11 protein-coding genes are annotated in these 19,044 nt (G+C 46.9%); 5 read left to right on the top strand and 6 right to left on the bottom strand.

Features of this window, described 5'->3' with window-relative positions:
- Positions 1–14: 14 nt before the first annotated feature.
- Positions 15–2,042, bottom strand: coding sequence for a GspE/PulE family protein (locus AM1_RS11120; RefSeq protein ID WP_012162938.1), 2,028 nt, complete (start codon positions 2,040–2,042; stop codon positions 15–17).
- Positions 2,043–2,483: 441 nt separating this feature from the next.
- Between AM1_RS11120 and AM1_RS11115 the strand changes: the two genes are divergently transcribed.
- Together AM1_RS11115 and AM1_RS11110 are read left to right on the top strand one after the other, a co-directional pair.
- On the top strand, positions 2,484–3,953 hold the full coding sequence (locus AM1_RS11115; protein ID WP_012162937.1) for a TldD/PmbA family protein: 1,470 nt from the start codon (positions 2,484–2,486) through the stop codon (positions 3,951–3,953).
- Between the two features lie 74 nt (positions 3,954–4,027).
- The gene (locus AM1_RS11110; RefSeq protein ID WP_012162936.1) at positions 4,028–5,368 is read left to right on the top strand and encodes a TldD/PmbA family protein; all 1,341 of its coding nucleotides are present in this window, start codon (positions 4,028–4,030) and stop codon (positions 5,366–5,368) included.
- A 59-nt stretch (positions 5,369–5,427) separates the two neighbouring features.
- Here the strand turns inward: AM1_RS11110 and AM1_RS11105 are convergent, their stop codons facing one another.
- The 3 genes from AM1_RS11105 to AM1_RS11095 all read right to left on the bottom strand — a co-directional run bounded on the left by AM1_RS11105 (position 5,428) and on the right by AM1_RS11095 (position 11,418).
- The gene (locus AM1_RS11105) at positions 5,428–8,427 is read right to left on the bottom strand and encodes an FHA domain-containing protein (RefSeq protein ID WP_012162935.1); all 3,000 of its coding nucleotides are present in this window, start codon (positions 8,425–8,427) and stop codon (positions 5,428–5,430) included.
- Between the two features lie 1,127 nt (positions 8,428–9,554).
- On the bottom strand, positions 9,555–10,664 hold the full coding sequence (locus AM1_RS11100; RefSeq protein WP_012162934.1) for an S-(hydroxymethyl)glutathione dehydrogenase/class III alcohol dehydrogenase: 1,110 nt from the start codon (positions 10,662–10,664) through the stop codon (positions 9,555–9,557).
- A gap of 85 nt (positions 10,665–10,749) precedes the next feature.
- The gene (locus AM1_RS11095) at positions 10,750–11,418 is read right to left on the bottom strand and encodes a Mo-dependent nitrogenase C-terminal domain-containing protein (protein ID WP_012162933.1); all 669 of its coding nucleotides are present in this window, start codon (positions 11,416–11,418) and stop codon (positions 10,750–10,752) included.
- 160 nt (positions 11,419–11,578) lie between these two features.
- On the opposite strand from AM1_RS11095, the gene AM1_RS11090 reads away from it, so the two are divergent.
- The 3 genes from AM1_RS11090 (at position 11,579) to AM1_RS11080 (ending at position 13,915) form a co-directional block, all read left to right on the top strand.
- On the top strand, positions 11,579–13,051 hold the full coding sequence (locus tag AM1_RS11090; RefSeq protein WP_012162932.1) for a DEAD/DEAH box helicase: 1,473 nt from the start codon (positions 11,579–11,581) through the stop codon (positions 13,049–13,051).
- A 91-nt stretch (positions 13,052–13,142) separates the two neighbouring features.
- Positions 13,143–13,619, top strand: coding sequence for a DM13 domain-containing protein (locus AM1_RS11085; RefSeq protein WP_071819946.1), 477 nt, complete (start codon positions 13,143–13,145; stop codon positions 13,617–13,619).
- A gap of 5 nt (positions 13,620–13,624) precedes the next feature.
- A complete protein-coding gene (locus AM1_RS11080; protein WP_010468883.1) occupies positions 13,625–13,915 on the top strand; it encodes a hypothetical protein in 291 nt (96 codons plus the stop codon).
- 209 nt (positions 13,916–14,124) lie between these two features.
- Here the strand turns inward: AM1_RS11080 and psaB are convergent, their stop codons facing one another.
- Positions 14,125–16,335: a photosystem I core protein PsaB gene (gene psaB, locus AM1_RS11075; protein ID WP_012162930.1), complete on the bottom strand. Its 2,211-nt coding sequence runs from the start codon at positions 16,333–16,335 to the stop codon at positions 14,125–14,127.
- Positions 16,336–16,357: 22 nt separating this feature from the next.
- Positions 16,358–18,619 (bottom strand): photosystem I core protein PsaA, encoded by a 2,262-nt coding sequence (gene psaA, locus AM1_RS11070; RefSeq protein WP_012162929.1) that lies wholly within the window; start codon positions 18,617–18,619, stop codon positions 16,358–16,360.
- Between the last annotated feature and the right edge of the window lie 425 nt (positions 18,620–19,044).

Below are 19,044 nucleotides of genomic sequence, written 5' to 3'. Positions count from 1 at the left end.
TGGGACAACACCCTTTAGAGTTGATTGGCTGGATGATGCTCTGCAAACCTGGGCGTTAGGCAGTAGGGACAGTCTAACCACTCCGGTAAGAGTCCTGCATTGCAAACATGACAGTTGAGGGCTGTTTTTCGCTTTGCCTTGAGCTCCGTTTTCAAGCCGCTATCAGAGAAGGTCACCCGTTCTACTTCTTCTAAGGATGTAGCGCCTTGCTCAACCAGCTTCAAACTATAAGCCAACAAGGTTTGCATCCCTTCTTCAACAGCCACTTCCTTGATATGCTCTGTTGGTGCACCTTCGGTAATTAGTCCCTTTAACTTTTCGGTCACCTGCATAACTTCATAGACCCCGCATCGCCCGGAATAGCCGATACCGGAACAGGTGGGACAGGCATCCTCTGTATTTGCCGTTGCCAAAATATCGTCAGACGTAGAGGTATTGGCCTTGTAAAAGGTGATTTCTGTTTTGGCCGAAGCCATTAACCCAAACTGAGCTAGCTTTTCTGGGGAAGGACGATAGGGAATTCGACAGTCTGGACAGAGGCGGCGGACGAGTCGTTGAGCCACCACACCCAATAAGGACGCTGAGACCATAAACGGTTCAACATCCATTTCTGCCAAACGAACAATGGCACTGGCTGCATCGTTGGTGTGTAGGGTTGTTAACACTAAGTGTCCCGTTAACGCGGCTTCAATCGCCGTTTTAGCCGTTTCCTTGTCTCGGGTCTCACCCACGAGTAGGACATCAGGGTCTTGCCGTAGAAAGGCCCGCAGAATGGAGGCAAAGTCCATGCCTTTTTCCCGCAAGACCTGTACCTGGGTAATCCCCGGCAGCGTATATTCAATGGGGTCCTCAACGGTACTGATATTGACTTCGGGAGTATTGCGCTCCGTCAAGGCTGAATATAGGGTCGTCGTTTTACCCGAACCAGTAGGGCCGGTCACCAAAATCAACCCAAAAGGCCGATCCACCATTTCACGGACCATTGCGAGGCTGGTCGGATCATCAATCAGATGGTTGAGACCTAGCTGCATCGATGAGTTGTCTAAGATCCGCAAAACGACCTTTTCGCCATAGCGACTCGGTAAGGTACTGACACGAAAGTCAACTTTGCGGCCCTGAAATAACCGGAGAATCCGACCATCTTGGGGTAAACGCCGTTCGGCGATATCTAAGTTGGCGATGATTTTGAAACGGGAGACGAGGGCAGGGGCAATGCGCCGAGGTAGGGGCTGAAACGCATTATGCAATAAGCCATCTTTGCGAAAACGAACGCGCAAATTGTCTTCCTGCGGCTCAATATGAATATCAGAAATGCCATTTTGTAATGCTTTTGCCAATATTTTATTAACTAAAGAAATGACTGGCGCTGCATTTTCATCTAGTAGGGCTTCATCCAGATTGATATCTGCATCATTGCTGGAGAGATCTTCAATCCCCTGTAGGCGATCTAGATCATCTTCTAGGCCATATTCAACGGGCAGGTTTGCTTGGATGGTGGCCTGACGTTTGGCTTGGGCGTCCAAGAACTTGGCGATCAGCATTTGGAAAGTATCCAAATCTAGAACCACCCGCTGGAAGGTCATCCCATTGGAGCGCAGCAAATAGTCAACATCATCAATGGCACTGAGGTGGTCCGGGTTGACCATGCCCACACGGACAACTGGTGGATCGACGTCGGCATTGAGGGCGAGGGGCAAAATCTGGTAGCGACGACAATAGTCAAGGGGAATGACGGTGCGAATCAAGCGGTCAATTTCGTCAAAGTCAACCTGGGTCAGCTCAGGATCGAGACAATCCAGTCCATAGAGAATTTTTAACTCAAATAGCTGCTGACGCTTGATTTGTCGAAGAAGTCGGGGGGGTAAAGGTTTCCCCGTCATCTTTTGCAGGATCGCTAGCAGCGAACGTCCCTTCCGCCGACTTTCATAAATCGCTTCTCGCAAGCGTGCTTGATCTACATAGCCACTCTTAATTAATTTTTCATTGGAAGGAGAAAAATTGTTTCTAACGAGCAGTTCCCGCTTGGATGAGTTATTCTCCATGACTATAAAAAAGAAATAAAGTTAGTTAAATGTACAGATAAAAAAACTGTGTATTCCCAAATACTTTGGGTTATGGGGAAAATCCAAGGCTAATGCAGACTGAATCAGTCGTGACCTATCAATACCACATATATCCTTGCGGAAACAATCGTAGAAATTTTGCTTCCATAACAATCAATACCTCTGCTCGCACTGTTATGGGGTAAATCAGCAGAGTTTACAAAATTTTGGTGTTTTTTGTTGGCATGGACAGATTTTATCTTTGTTCCAACTCAGTCTGATTCAACGAATAATTTTTGAGTTAAGAGCATAAATCTCCAAGGATTGGAGTGGAGTCTGAAGGCATTAGCTGATTTTGTTACACTTAACTACATCAGCCCTTCCTATCAGATTTGCTGATTCCTTTTTGTTCATCTGCAATCAATTTGGATCACTCCATTTATGTCTCCAACAGCGCTGCTTTCCAAAGAACTGCCGACCCTAGAGTATTCTGCAACGCGCGATCGCTTTGACGATACCTGGCGTTCGCCCTTGTCGACTCTATTGGGGTTAGGCCGAGCAGCTGGAGCCGATTTTGTCGAATTTTTCCTAGAGCGGGTTAACTATATCAGTTGCCTCGCCGAAGAAGATGCCATCACCAGCATCTCACCCCGATTGGTTGCGGGCGCGGGTGTACGCGTATTTCTGGGCAAGGGAGATTGCTACGTCAGTACCAATGATATGAGCTTTAAGGGCCTGAAGTCGGCCTTAGAAAAAGCGCTCTCAATTCTGGGATTGAACCTACCGGGGCCTCAAGCCTTTATTCCTGAAATCAACCTAGAGCTGTTGCGAGATTACGCCTCTGTCAATGGCAAAGAGACTTGGCTAGCCAAGTGTAGCTCTATGCAGGAAATGGGCGATATTTTGCTAACTGCTAATGCCCAATTGAACAAAGATGCTGCTCATGTACAGTCTCGTCGCGCCACCTATTTCCGTGATTGGCAAGAAGTTTTAGTGGCGGCTAGTGATGGGGTATTTGCCCGTGATATCCGCTTGACTCAATCCGTTGGCTATAGCTTGCTCTGTGCAGAAGGCAGCGATCGCGCTTCCATTAACAAGCGGGTTGGTGCCACCAATAACCCTAATTTTCTGCGCTCCTGGCAGTATGCCGAAGATTCAGCAGAAGTCTCAGAATCCGCCGGGCAGATGCTTCATGCGGACTATGTGGAGTCTGGTAATTACCCGATTATTATGGCTAATGAGTTTGGCGGAGTGATCTTCCATGAAGCCTGTGGTCATTTGCTAGAAACGACTCAGATTGAGCGCCAGACCAGTCCCTTCTCGGAAATGAAAGGCCAAAAAATTGCCCATGAGAATCTAACGGCCTGGGACGAAGGATTATCTCCTAATGCCTTTGGTTCTATTGATATGGACGACGAGGGTATGCCCGTGCAGCGCACCCTCTTGATTGAAAACGGCATCCTCAAAAATTTCTTATCTGACCGAGCAGGCTGTATCCGCACCGGACATCCCCGCACAGGAAGTGGCCGTCGCCAAAGCTATACCCATGCGGCTGCAAGTCGGATGCGCAATACCTATATTGCCCCCGGTAACTTCACCAATGATGGTTTGTTTAACTCGGTGGAGAAGGGTATCTATTGCAAAAAGATGGGAGGCGGTAGCGTCGGCCCGACAGGTGAGTTCAATTTTGGTGTGGATGAAGCCTATCTGATTAAGAATGGCAAAATCACCAAGCCCCTCAAAGGCGCGACGTTGATTGGGGAAGCCAAAGAGATTATGAAGCGGATTTCCATGTCCTCCCAGGATTTGGGCCTAGCGGCAGGCTTCTGTGGCTCTATCAGCGGCAGTATCTACGTCACGGTGGGACAACCCCATATCAAAGTGGATGAGATTACCGTGGGTGGTCGTTAAATCGTCACTGCCTACAAGCTATTACACCTATAAATTCCAGAGAATACACCTAAAAAATAGGAGAACCCGTTAGCGTGTCTGATGTTGCTACCATCGCTGCGATCGCAAAAGATAAAGCCCAAGCCTTAGGCATCCAAAAGTTTGATGTCTGTGGGTCTACCGTTGATGAAGCCAGCGTCCAAGTCGATCAAGGTGAACCCAAACAGGTGAAAGCCTCCAAGCGCTCCAGTGTTATGGTCCGCGTCTGGAATGAAGCCAATACCGTCGGCGTCACCACCACCAGCGAAGTGGATGAACAGGGACTCGAACTCGCCCTCAAAACGGCCCAAGAAGCCAGTGCCTTTGGGGCCAAAGAGTATGTGCCGGACTTCAGTCCAGAAGCCACTGCTGCTCTAGACACCACTCAATCTGAACTGGTGCCCCAGGCGGAGATTGCCACCCTGATCGATAACTTGGTGCAAACCGAAGCGAAGTTAATGGACGCCCATGATGCCATTTCAGGTGTTCCTTATAATGGCCTTGCCCAACGAGATGCCCAGCGGTTCTACCTCAACAGTGAAGGGGCCATGCGCCAAGAAGCTCGGTCATCGAGTTCGGTGTATCTCTACAGCGTGACGGAGCAGGAAGGTAAACGTCCCCGTAGTGCTGGCGCATATCGAGTCAGCCAAGGTCTAGATCAGCTCGACATTGAGGGGTGTTTGCAAGAAACGGCAGAGAAAACTATCAGCCACCTCAACTACCAGCCGATTACGTCTGGCAAGTATCGTGTTGTCCTGTCTGCCGAAGCGTTCCTGAGTTTGTTAGGTGCCTTCTCTAACCTATTCAATGCCCAAAGCATACTCGACAACCGCAGCCTAGCGACGGTTGAGTCCCTAGGAACGGAAATTGCATCCCCCCTACTTTCCGTTGCCGATGATGCCCTCCATGCTGACAATGTGGGCAAAACCACTTTCGACGATGAAGGAACCCCTACACGACGCATTCCAATTATTGATAAAGGAGTCCTCACTCATTTCCTTCATAGTTCAGGAACGGCTAAGCGTCTTGATGCTCAACCCACGGGTCATGCCAATCTAGGAGCTAAGGTCACCGTGGGGCCACATTTCTACCATGTGTTTGCTGCCAGTACCCCTGAGCAAACTTACAGCTTAGAGACTGCCGAAAATGTTGTCTTTATTGATGATGTTCAAGCCCTGCATGCTGGCGTCAAAGCTCTGCAAGGCTCTTTCTCTCTACCTTTCGATGGTTGGCTTGTTAATAAAGGGGAGAAAATCAGTATCGAATCTGCCACCGTTGCCGGTGATTTTCGAGATCTGCTCACATCAATTATCTATGTTGAATCTGAGGCAGAACTCACGCCTGGTGGCATCTGCCCCAGAATCTGGGTGGATGAGTTATCCATTACGGGTGAATAGTGACTCTCGCCTGATCACCACCGTCCAAATGGCAGCCAGGATGACTGTTCTTTCAGCGATTAGATGACATCTTGCTGTTTCAAAATCACGAGGATAAAGCTCAGCATCCCCATCATAATTCCGCCTAGCTTGAGCCAATGCTTGCCAACATCAATGGCAAAGGCAGACCCTACTTCTTCATGGAAGCGGCCCACTAGTAGCTCTGCAGAGGAAATAGCGGTGCCGCGTTTCTTCCGCCAGTCACTAAACTGATCTTGCCAATCATCTAAGTCCTGGCGGTACGTATCAACTTTCTTGTTGTAGTCCTGAATTAAATCGTCATAGGTCAGTTGGTTTTCTGCCGTCAGCTTGGGAGGAGAGCCCGGATCAACGGGTTTGGCGGGTTGCGGTTGGTCAACCGCTGGATCATATTCTCGCCGTAATGCTGGAAAAGTACAACTTTCAAACATGGCTGGGCCAAGACATTTGCACTGCTCTTTTTTCGAGTCACTCAAGTCTTGACGTTCCGCTTCAGATAGTTGCCAACAGGGATCATCGGCGATATCTTGACCCACACCTGATAATGAAATCAAGCTTTCGTAAGACCAGCGCGTTAGCGTAATTTGGCTTAACACCTGGCCCGGTGCTCCTAGCGCTTCCAGGGGCATAATTGCCCCAGAGAAGGTGATTTGAGGGAGTAGAAATAAAATCGTCAGTAAAGGCGCCACGCTTTGATTCGGAGCCAGTGCTGATACAAATAACCCCATGATCATGCCCCCCAATGTGGCTAAGAACAGCGTGAAAAACATTTGCACCAAACTGTTCCCATCAATGGGGATACTGACAGCGATCATTTTAGTCAGCAGAAAAATGGCCGCTTGGTAGAGGGCAATTAAAATACTGAGCCAGACTTTGGAGAAGACATAGGGCAAAATTTGCAGCCCAATCATCCGCTCGCGTCGGTATATTTCTCTTTCTTTGACGATTTCCCGCATCATGGCTAAGCTACCCACCATGACAGCCGTCAACACCGTGACAAACAGGAGCGTAAAGACTTGGCCGGGTTCTCCCTCTGTGGTGTCAAACATGGTGCGTTTCCACATCACAAAGTCAAGTAAACCCAAAATGGGAGACAAGGCCAGCATCAAGATCAAACTGGCGCGATCTTGCCGTAGAATCGTCAAATTTCGCTGTAATAGAATCGAAAACTGTCGCCAAGCAGAAATATGGTTGGATTTAGGTTTTGATGGTTTGGTCTTCGACGTTTTCGGTGTCTCGACCGCAACAGGGAGTCCAGCCTGTCGTTTTCTAATGTATTTTTGGTAGTGCTTCGACTGCCGGAATTGATGTTCCCATGCTTCCGGTGTTTGATCGTTTTCGACCTTGGCATAGATTTCATCAAAGTCTTGAACCCCAAAGTAGGACAGTGCATCTGTGGGCGGTCCCAGATAGGCAATGCGCCCTCCTTTCGCCAGAAAAACCACTAAATCACAAAACATAACGTTTTTGGTGGCATGGGTAATTAGCAGAATGGTTCGGCCTTGATCGGCTAGGCGTCGCAGCAGTTTCATCATGGATGTTTCTGTGCCTGGATCCAGTCCTGATGTTGCTTCATCTAGAAAGAATAAGCTGGGCTTTGTGAGCAACTCCACACCCATCGACACTCTTTTGCGTTGGCCACCACTTAAGGACCGCACCCGTAACTTTTCTTTCCCGATCAGTTCTAAGTCTGTAATGACGGCCTGAATTTGTTGCTTGCGTTCGGCTCGATTCACATCAGCAGGCAGACGCAAACGGGCCGCATAGTCTAAGGCTTGATTGACCGTTAATTCCCGGTGAATAATGTCATCTTGGGGGACATAGCCTAGTTCAGTGCGGTAAAGGTTGAAGTTTTTGTAGAGGTCTTGTTCATTGACAAGCACTGAGCCACTGGTGGCCGGTCGCAAACCATTTAAGGCGTCCATTAGGGTTGATTTACCCGCACCACTCCCCCCCACAATGGCAACAAACTCTTGGGGCAGGATGGATAGGGATATATCGTTTAAAAGAACGTTATTGTTATGCTTACCCGCTACCTTCGTCAGATGAACGGCATCCAGCCTTAGATTGCCAGACTCATTTTGTTGAACCAGGATTTCATCAAAGTTAAAGACAAATTGATAGGGGCCAATGCGGATCGTGCTACCGGGGTGTAGCGGTTGTTGACTCCGAATTTGTTGACCATCCACAAATGTTCCATTGGAAGAGTGCAGGTCTTCGACGAACCAGGAGCCTTCTTTGGAAATAATTTGGGTGTGAAACCGTGATACAACAGGGTGGTCAATCACGTGAGTATTCTCTGGATCTCGTCCAAAGGTCAACTGTTTGAGATCTCGCAGTTCTAGGGTTTCAAATTTCTCGATAGCCTCTGATTCGGGCAGCACTTGGTGAAAGGAGAGAATGACCTGATTACTGATCGAAAAGCAATCACCATTTTTTAAGACTTTTTCTTGAATAGATTGCCCGGCAAAAAAGAGCTTATTCGTCTGGTCTAGAGTTGTAATGGTATAGGTTTCATCACTGCCCCACTTTAAATGAGCATGGAGTGGAGCGATGACTGGACAGTCAATAAAAATATCGCAGTTTGAATGATGGCCAACAGTGATGGTTTCTTTTCTGAGGGGAAAGTTTTTGGTTCCTTGGGATGTGGTGACTTGGAGAATGCGATCGCAGGTCGTCTGGTTAACAACTGTACCGGGTAAAATTGCTTCTGGTTCAATGAGAGAAGTGGACGGTACATCATCAAATAGTATTCTGTTATTGCCAATCTGAATTTCATCTCCAATCTGTAATTTTTGAGGATTTAAAAGTGAAGAATGACCGTTAATTGACAGTTTTACACTCGAAGATGATTTGTAAATTTCATAATGGTCGACGTGCCAAATGATTCTGGCATGGTACGGGAGGATAGTATCTCCCCAAAGAACTAGTGAATTCTTAGCATCTTTACCAATACTGAATGGGGCCTCAGTCAGTCTAAATACAAGATTGATATCATTCCCCTCTTTTATGACTTTAAGTTGAGCGGATGCATTGAGCATGGCTTGTAAATTATCGCTATAGGTTCAAAATATGAATTGAGATGGAATGAAATAATGGAGTTAATCTGAGTTTGAGTTGAGATAGTAAAGGAAAGGCTTTTACACGGAAGTTACCGCCTATGAAAGAATAAAGCTCCTTCCTACCTTCTATCTGGTTTTATGGCCGAGATAAGCTTATTTCGACAGACTCGTTTTATAAACGCTTCTATCTTGGTTGAGCAGATTTGAATGCTGGCTCACCCTTCCATCTTGATAATTGACATATTGGATATGAGGCAATGGCTGTTTAATTCAGCACGATTCTTTCACTTGCACATAAACTATTGCTGCCAAAGAATGTCAGGCTTTGACAGAACTTACTCAAGCTTTCAGGAGCTTATCTAATCAAAAAACATATATTTATCTTGTCTTGAAGTAAATTTTATGCAAATTATTTAATTTGCAAATATATAAAACATCTGACAATAAAATATTCTTATTATCTTCTGATATAAATTTAGAGAAATATGCTTTCATCTGACAACTGTTCTGATTGTTGCCCTGTAGCATGCTCAAGAGTTATTTTTCAAGAGATAATGATTCTGAATATACGAATTATTGGAACTTTTGTTCAATTTAATAAGTTCAAAACTTCTATCTCTCCACTTTCCTCATAACCCAAGTCTTTCACTCTGCTTCAACCATTTTTGCCTCAGATTTAGTAAGCCTATACTTGAGAAATTCCTGAGAAATAAGGGCTTGGCTGGCTATACATAAGACTTCTAATCTGAAGTAAAAGTTGTCAAAAGTTTCCTATCTCTATCTCAAGATTGATAGAGAAAACTAACTGTCATGAAGCTGGTATCGTGACTGAAGAGCGAAAAGAATTTTGTTAATCGATTGCCGCTGTCGACGCTGAGGCTGCATTCACATTTAATGTGATTATGCATGGAACGTCCGTCATCCTATAGAACAGTACCGTCAGCCACCCTACTGTTGTTCACTGAGGGTACATCCTCCCTACTGTTCACTGAGGATACATCCTTAAGTGCAGCCTTATCCCCTATTACCTCCGCTAAAAGCGATGTATCAGCAGCTTTAATCAAGCCATGCTTTATAAACAGAAGAGTCCAATGCTCAACAGCACCCTAGAAATTGATAACGCTCCGAATCGATTCGCCCTTATGCATTAAGTCAAAGGCATCGTTGATTTTTTCTAGGGGCATGGTGTGGGTGACTAAAGAATCGATATCGATCTTGCCATCCATATACCAATCGACAATCTTAGGCACATCCGTGCGTCCCTTAGCCCCTCCAAAGGCTGTGCCTTTCCAAACACGTCCGGTGACTAACTGAAAAGGGCGGGTACTAATTTCTTGACCCGCACCTGCAACCCCAATAATGATGCTTTCTCCCCAGCCTTTGTGGCAGCATTCCAAAGCTTGGCGCATCACCTCGACATTGCCGATGCACTCAAAGCTATAGTCAGCCCCGCCTTTCGTTAAATCTACGAGATAGGGAACTAAATCTCCTTCTACCTCCTTGGGATTAACGAAATGGGTCATGCCCAATTTCTCTGCCAGAGGCCGCTTGGCGGGATTCAGATCGACCCCAATAATCATATTGGCACCCACCAGCCGGGCAGCCTGAATCACGTTGAGACCAATACCCCCTAACCCAAAGACGACCACATTGGCACCCGGTTCTACTTTGGCTGTATTGATCACAGCACCAATACCTGTGGTTACTCCACAGCCAATCAAACAGACCTTATCAAAAGGGGCATCTTTGCGAATTTTGGCTAGGGAAATTTCAGGCACCACGGTGTAGTTGGCAAAGGTGGAGGTACCCATATAGTGAAATAGTGACTGACTGCCCAGAGAAAACCGGCTAGAGCCATTGGGCATTAACCCTTTACCTTGGGTCACACGAATGGACTGACAAAGGTTGGTTTTACCACTCAAGCAATATTCACAGGTTCGGCACTCGGGTACATAGAGCGGAATCACATGATCGCCAGGCTTAAGGGACTTAACCTCAGGCCCCACCTCAACGACCACACCTGCGCCTTCATGCCCCAAGATGGCAGGGAACAATCCTTCTGGATCCGCACCCGACAAGGTGTAAGCATCGGTATGGCAAACCCCCGTCGCCTTAATCTCCACCAAGACTTCCCCTGCTTGGGGGCCTTCCAAATCGACTGTCTCAATACTGAGGGGCTGTCCGGCTGCTTGGGCCACCGCTGCTTTGACCTTCATCTCAGATCTCCTAAGGGGTACGCGTTTTTCACTATACGCGCTCTCAGATGCAGTCGATCAACAGGTTTACAAGTTTTACCAACCGCTAAATGTAGGAGGAGACATCCTCTTTACATTCATCGGCAAGATAGGACAGGGCCTTAAATCGAAGGCCGACCAGCTGCTCGTAAAGGGGGTTGAGCTTGCACATAGGAGGAATATGTACGACCTTTTTGCCAAATAAGGTGATATCCCGCTCAAACGGACATTGGGAGGGAATCATTTTGCATAAGAATCGGGCTACTTCAGGGTCTTGAATATCCAATCCATCCAGCCACTGGCGAACGGGTTTTAGGGGATCGCGAGGCTGTTTTTCTGTCGGTTTAGGTGCGCCGTCTAAGGCTTCTCCGTCGAGAGTGAGTCGGAGAGAATCAACGGCAGTTAGTTGTACACGCAGCGCCTGGGCAAAGGTCTCTAGGACTTGATCTTCAGAACTAGAATAGACCCCATCAGCCAGCGCCACCATCACCGCAGTCCGCAAAAAGTTTTCAGCTACTTTGGGATTGTCGCCTAAGCCATCGGTAAGCTCTTCTGGGGAGATGGGTTTAAAGGAATCATTCTCTAGGTCAGGCGTTAGTTCATTCGCCACTACTTCTTCAATCAGAGACTGTTCCTGAGGATCAAATTTGCCATCAGACCAGGCAATCGTCATTAAACCTCGGAGCCAAGTGGAGGTCTGATCCGCTGTGAAAGTAGATTTTGAGCCAGTTGTCATAACGTTTCCCAGAAGTAGGTCACCAAAGGATTCATTGCAAAGTGCCGCTGCTCACTGATTGTAACCTCTGCGAACAAAGGATGCTCACCGTTGCCGATACTCTGCTGGTAAGTTGGAATAAGGGTACTCAACCATAAAACAGCTTATCTAGGCATTTTCAATGGTGCGTAAGCCAACCTTAACCTACGATCGCGGCACGCTTATTTTGCACCCTCCGCCTAAGGGAAAAGATTGGTTGGACTATGCCACCTGGGATGATCGGGTAGAGCGATTCCGGGTCCCTGCGATCGCATACCGTTCCTTACTAACCGCAACGCAAATCACTGATCCGCGTCTGGTGGATCAAGCCAAATCCTATGAGGCTTTGGAACTGACCCCCAGTCTACAAATGGAGCCTTATCGCCATCAGCAAGAGGCGCTAGACGCTTGGCAGGAAAACCGTCGAGGGGTTGTGGTTTTACCGACCGCTGCAGGCAAGACCTATTTGGCCCAATTGGTGATTCAGGCCACCCAACGCAGTACGTTAATCGCGGTTCCAACGCTGGATTTAATGCACCAGTGGTATGCCCATTTGGTGGCTGCTTTCCCCGATGCTGAAATTGGTTTATTGGGCGGTGGATCTCGCGATCGTACCCCAATTCTGATTTCCACTTACGATAGTGCTGCCATCCAGGCTGAAAACCTGGGCAATCGCTATGGTCTACTAGTATTCGACGAATGCCACCATTTACCCAGCAGCTTTAATCGGGTGATTGCTGAATATGCCATTGCGCCCTATCGGTTGGGACTCACCGCTACCCCAGAACGGAGCGACGGTAAGCATGAGGATTTAGATAATCTAATTGGTCCGACCGTGTATCGCCGAACGGCTGAAGAACTGTCTGGCGTCGCCTTAGCCAAACATAAAACCGTCCAAATTCAGGTCAAGCTCTCCACCCAAGAACGAGAGCGATACGACGAGCTGATTCAAACTCGTAACCAGTTTCTCCAATCTGCTCGTATTTTTCTGGGTAGCTTAAAGGGGTGGCAACAGTTTGTGCGTGAAAGTGCTCGCTCCAAAGCAGGACGAAGAGCCATGTTAGCCCATCGTCAGGCCCGTGCGATCGCATTCGGTACTGAAGGCAAACTCCGTATCCTCGCCGATCTCTTAGCTCAGCACCACCCCGAACAAACCCTTATCTTTACCGACGACAACGCCACCGTCTATCGAATTTCCCAAGATTTTCTTATTCCAGCCATTACCCATAAAACACCCGTCAAAGAGCGCCACGATATTTTGCAGCGGTTTCGCTCCGGCGACTATCCCACCCTAGTAGCCTCACGTGTTCTGAATGAAGGCGTCGATGTGCCAGAAGCAAGTATTGCCATTGTCCTATCAGGGACTGGCTCTACCCGAGAATATGTACAGCGCTTAGGAAGAGTGCTTCGTAAAGGCAAAGATCCCGATAAATTGGCTTTACTGTATGAGGTGATTGCCGAGAATACCAGTGAAGAGAATACAGCCCGTCGTCGTCAACCGACCCGGAGTAAACCGAAACTATCTGTCGTGTCCAAGTCGTATGAGTTAAATGACGTCCCTATACCTCGGGCTGCAGAGAGCAAAAACAAAGGATCTCAATCCTTTGATGAGTGATATCTCCTACTGAAGCCAGAACTGAAGGTCGGTGTTTGCTCCACCCCTTATGAGATCATGGGCACAAAACAATTTTAAAAGGAAGTCGGTGATGAGCTTGAAATATTTGGGTCAGGTATTCTGGGTCGGTTTACTGCTGATGTCATGCTCAGGCAGTCCAGAGTCTGAGACTTCTGCAGGTCAAGGATCTCCACAGCCTGCTGTGAGCAAAGCCGAAAGCAGCAAGATCTTGTCTCAAGGCACTTTTGTTTCAGGCAACTACAATACCCAGGGAAGCGCGACCTTAATCTCCAGTGAGGGTAAGACTTTCCTTGAATTAGATCAAGCCTTTCAAACCGATCAAGGCCCTGATTTATTTGTCTTGTTACACCAGGATGCAAAGCCAGAAACTTATGAGCCAGACGACTATAAGGTGGTTAGTAAACTTAAAGAGATTCAGGGGTTGCAACAGTATGAGATCCCTGCAGATGCAGATCTTGCCAAGTATCAGTCGGTTGCGATTTGGTGTAAGAAGTTTAATGTTACGTTTGGCTATGCCCCATTAACCGATCAGCAAAGCCAGGGATAACCGTTATGTCACCCACCTTAATTAAATTAGCTGGATGGCTACCCGCCGTTATTATTCCCGCTGCTACGATTATTCAGCTGGCCACCATCTTCAAGGATCGATCAACCCAAGGGGTTAGTTGGCTGACTTGGTTTCTATTTGGCGTCGCCAACATCGGCCTCTATATTTACACCGAAAAATATTCAGCTTTGCAATCCATTGTTGGGTTATTGGGTTCAGCAGCTCTCGACTTTCTAATCGCTGGGCTAGCCCTTGCTAGTTTTGGTGTATCAGAAGATTCGACTCAATCCACCTAGCATTTTCAATGCTATAGGATTGGTAGATTTGATAGCTTGCTGGTCTATCAAGAATTGTAGTTTGCGTTAGCTGCTATTCACAATTCAAACCGTAGCCTTCAACTGGTCTGCGATGATCCCATAAGCGTTTTCCCTTCAATCGAAACCCCCCTCAACACTATGTTGAGGGGGGATTAATCTATTTATCGTAGCTATATGCTAGCAGTTCTTTAGCCGAGAGGAGCTGTTGCACCAATCACAAAAGCCGCGTAGGTCACATAATAGCCAACCGCAAAGTGGACTAAACCCACCAAGCGACCTTGAACGATAGAGAGAGCAACAGGCTTGTCTTTCCATGTCACTAAGTTGGCGAGGGGAGTACGCTGGTGAGCCCAAACGAGAGTCTCAATCAGCTCTTGCCAGTAACCTCTCCAGGAGATCAAGAACAAGAAGCCAGTCGCCCAGCAGAGGTGGCCTAAGAGGAAAATCCAAGCCCAAACTGACAGGCTATTTACACCAAATGGTGTGTAACCGTTAATCAATTGAGCTGAGTATCCCCAAAGGTAGTCTCGCAGCCAACCCATTAGATAAGTAGAGTTGGTATTGAACTGAGCTTCGTTACCAGACCAGATAGCCAAATGCTTCCAGTTGAAGTAGAAGACAATCCAACCAATTGTGTTGAGCATCCAGAAGAAGGCAAGGTAGAAGGAATCCCAAGCAGAGATATCACAAGTACCGCCACGTCCGGGGCCATCACAAGGGAAGCTATAACCAAAGTCTTTCTTGTCAGGCATCAGTTTAGAACCACGGGCATCCAAACAACCCTTGACACAGATTAAGACGGTGACATGCAAACTGAAGGCAATACCATGATGAACCAAGAAGTCACCAGGCCCTTGAGACATAAACGGCCCGATAACAGGGTTGTTCATTGCTTCAACCCATCCAGGAACAAATACATCAGGAGAAATGTTAGGAGGGTTATAAGCCAATCCATTAGGATTTGAAAGCAGTGTTTCAAATCCTAAGAGCAGTTTGCCATGAGCTGCCTGAATCCATTGCGCAAAGATTGGCTCAACCAAAATTTGCTTCTCAGGAGTACCAAAAGCTACCACGGTGTCGTTATGAACATAAACACCAAGGGTATGGAAACCACTGAACATGGATACCCAAGATAGGTGGGAGATAATCGCCTCTTTATGCTCAAGAGCACGAGCAAGAACGTTGTTCTTGTTACGTTCTGGATCGTAATCTCGGACAAAGAAGATACCACCATGCGCAAAAGCACCAATTGCTAGAATTCCAGCAATATATTGGTGATGTGTGTAAAGCGCAGCTTGTGTGACATGGTCTTGAGAGATGAAAGCGTATGACGGCAATGAATACATATGTTGGGCAACCACAGAAGTGATTACACCTAATGCAGCTAGGTGGAAACCTAACTGGAAATGTAGAGATTCATTGTAAGTGTCATAAAGGCCCTTGTGCGCATCACCCAACATCCCGCTGGGAGGGGTGTGTGCTTCTAGGATCTCTTTCATACTATGCCCAATACCGAACTGAGTTCGATACATATGGCCAGCAATGATGTACATCACAGCAATAGCCAGATGGTGGTGGGCAATATCAGTTAGCCACAATGCTTCAGTTTGGGGATGGAAACCGCCAATAAAGGTAATAATCGCAGTTCCAGCACCTTCGCTAGTTCCAAAAATATGACCAGCAGTATCAGGGTTTTGAGCATAAACTCCCCAACGCCCAGTAAAGAAAGGCGCTAAACCAGCAGGGTGAGGCATGGTTGACAGAAAGTTATCCCAACCTACGTGCTGACCCCGAGCTTCGGGAATAGCAACGTGGATTAAGTGGCCTGTCCAGCCCAAAGAGCTAGCACCAAATAGAACTGCCAAGTGGTGGTTCATTTGGGATTCAGCATCTCTAAACCAGGCTAAGCTGGGTCGAAATTTGGGTTGTAGATGAAGCCAACCTGCAAACAACATGACTGCAGCGACAATCATCAAGAAAACAGAACCAATGTATAAATCACCATTGGTACGCATACCAATGGTGTACCACCATTGGTAGAGGCCAGAATAACAAAGGTCAACTGGACCAGAAGCGCCAGCTTGGGTGAACGCCTGAGTTGCAGCATCACCCAAATGGGGGTCCCAAATCGCATGGGCGATGGGACGGATGGTTAGTGGATCTTGGATCCACTGTTCAAAGTTGCCTTGCCAGGCGACATGGAAAAGATGGCCAGCAGACCATAGAAAGATAATAGAGAGATGACCGAAGTGAGTCGCGAAAATCTTTTGATAAAGATTTTCCTCCGTCATTCCGTCATGAGTCTCAAAATCATGAACTGTGGCAATTCCGTACCAGATCCGACGTGTTGTTGGATCTTGGGCAAGGTCTTGGCTAAAACTAGGAAATTTAGTAGCCATAAGTTTTTAGTGTCCTCCTTGCCTATCCTAATGCGAGAATTCGAGCTAGGTAGAATGACCAAGAGGTCACAATTCCACCTAGGAGGTAATGGCCCAGTCCAACTGCACGACCTTGAGTAATACTCATAGCGCGTGGCTGAATGGCTGGAGCAATCTTTAGTTTGCTGTGAGCCCAAACAATAGACTCGATCAGCTCTTGCCAATAGCCACGACCACTGAACAAGAACATCAGGCTGAAAGCCCAGATGAAGTGGGCACCTAGGAATAAAATTCCGTAGGCAGATAGGGCAGAACCATAGGAGTTAATCACCTGAACCGATTGGGCCCATAAGAAATCTCGCAACCAACCATTAATAGTGATTGAAGACTGTGCCCAGTTGCCAGCTGTTAGGTAATTAACGCCGCCATTAGCATTTGCGGCACCCCAAACATCCGACTGCATTTTCCAGAAGAAGTGGAAATTGACAATTGAGATGCAGTTGTACATCCAGAACAGACCCAAGAAGATATGGTCCCAACCAGAAGATTGGCAAGTACCACCCCGACCTGGTCCGTCGCAAGGGAATCTGAAGCCCAAGTTAGCTTTGTCTGGAATTAGACGAGAGCTACGAGCGTAGAGAACACCCTTGATTAGGATGAGAACAGTAACGTGAATCTGGAAGGCGTGAATGTGGTGGATCATGAAATCGGCGGTTCCTAAGGAAACATGTTGCATTGCAACTTTTCCGCCAACAAACAAAGGATCGCCACCCCAAGCTAAGCTTGATGCACCTTCTGCCAAGGGAGCCCGAATTGTTCCAGCAACGTTTGCTTGTAAGTTCTGAACCCATTGAGAAAAAATAGGTTGCAGTTGGATAGCAGTGTCGGAGAACATATCTTGAGGCCGACCCAAAGAACGCATATTGTCGTTATGGATATACAAGCCAAAAGAATGGAACCCAAGGAAAATACAGACCCAGTTTAGATGGGAAATGATCGTATCTCGGTGACGAAGCATCCGATCAAGAACATTGTTTTGGTTCACAGCTGGATCGTAATCCCGAACCATGAAAATAGCTGCGTGGGCAGCACCACCAACAATCAAGAAACCTCCAATCCACATATGATGGACGAACAGATTCAGCTGCGTGCCGTAATCTGTTGCCAAGTAAGGATAAGGAGGCATTGCGTACATGTGGTGGGCAACAATGATGCTGAAAGAACCCCATGTGGCTAGGTTAATTGCTAGCTGGGCATGCCAAGAAGTTGTCAGCACCTCATATAGACCTTTATGGCCTTCGCCAGTAAAGGGACCTTTATGAGATTCCATGATTTCCTTCATACTGTGCCCAATACCCCAGTTGGTTCGGTACATATGACCAGCAATGATGTACATTACTGCCAATGCCAAATGGTGATGGGCTATATCTGTCATCCATAGGCCACCCGTTGTTGGGTCAAGCCCTCCTTTGAAGGTAAGGAAGTCAGAATAAGCACCCCAATTTAGGGTGAAGTAAGGCATTAATCCCTGAGCAAAGCTGGGATATAAATCCGCCATAAATCCATTATCAAAAAGAAATTCATGGGGGATTGGTATATCTTGTGGGGCTACACCAGAATCAAGAAGCTTATTGACTGGCAGAGAAACATGGATAAGGTGACCTGTCCAGGCAAGGTTCCCAAGCCCTAAAAGAACGATGAGATGGTGGGTCATCGTTGATTCGGCGTTTTGGAACCACTCCAATTTAGGTGCTTTCTTGTGGTAGTGATAATACCCGGCGTACATCATTACAACCGCTGCAACAAGGGCACCAATGGCTGCTGAATAAAGTTCACCGGGGTCAGTCATTCCAGCCCCGCGTAAAATATGGAAAAGGCCAGAGGTAATTTGGACTCCGCGGAATCCATTACCAACATCTGCATTTAAAATATCTTGGCCAACAATGGGCCAAACTACGTGAGCACTGGGTTTGTTGCCGAGCGGATCGGCTAACCAAGCGTAGTAGTTAGAAAAACGAGCAGCATGGAAGATCATCCCGCTGATCCATACAAAAATGATGGATAAGTGTCCAAAATGGGCACTGAAAATTTTGCGGGAAATTTCTTCTAGGTCGTTTGTTTGTGTATCAAAATCATGGGCTAGAGCATGTAGGTTCCAAATCCAAGTGGTGGTTTGGGGACCTTTCGACAGACTTTTATTAAAGTGACCCGGCTTACCCGCGACTTCTAAAGAAGCGCTAACTGGGTTGATGTCAACTTCAGCTGTTCTGCCTTTTGTCTCTGGCCCACCTGGGCTAGTTGTCATTGAGACTCTCCTCTCTTTGGACAAGCAAGGAATGAGCATCCTCACCAGATAGCAGTGTCATTCCTAAGAGAATGGCGCTGATGCTATGCAGAAAATACATATAAATCAGCAAAATCGCTTAAAGCGTAAATACTTCAAAGCTTTTTTAATAAAACCGCCACCTTAGGTTTACATTTCGCTAGCAACAGACAAATCTCTTTAAATGACAGAGTGCTGAAGCAGCAGTAGAAAGCCATCTGGAATGGAGTTCTCAATTGTGAATTATAGAAGCCTGACTGTACTTTTTTCGGTAATTAACAATAATTAAGGTGCTTAGGATTGGCAGGGATCGCATGATCAAAGATGAGTAAAAAGACTCATATGGTTATAAATATTCAGAATGCGTAATAAATATTTACGTATTTGTCCTTGTTTGCTGGAAAATC

The sequence above is a fragment of the Acaryochloris marina MBIC11017 genome (genome assembly GCF_000018105.1).
GTDB classification, from domain to species: Bacteria; Cyanobacteriota; Cyanobacteriia; order Thermosynechococcales; family Thermosynechococcaceae; genus Acaryochloris; species Acaryochloris marina.
This window is presented reverse-complemented; position numbering and strand designations above follow the sequence as displayed.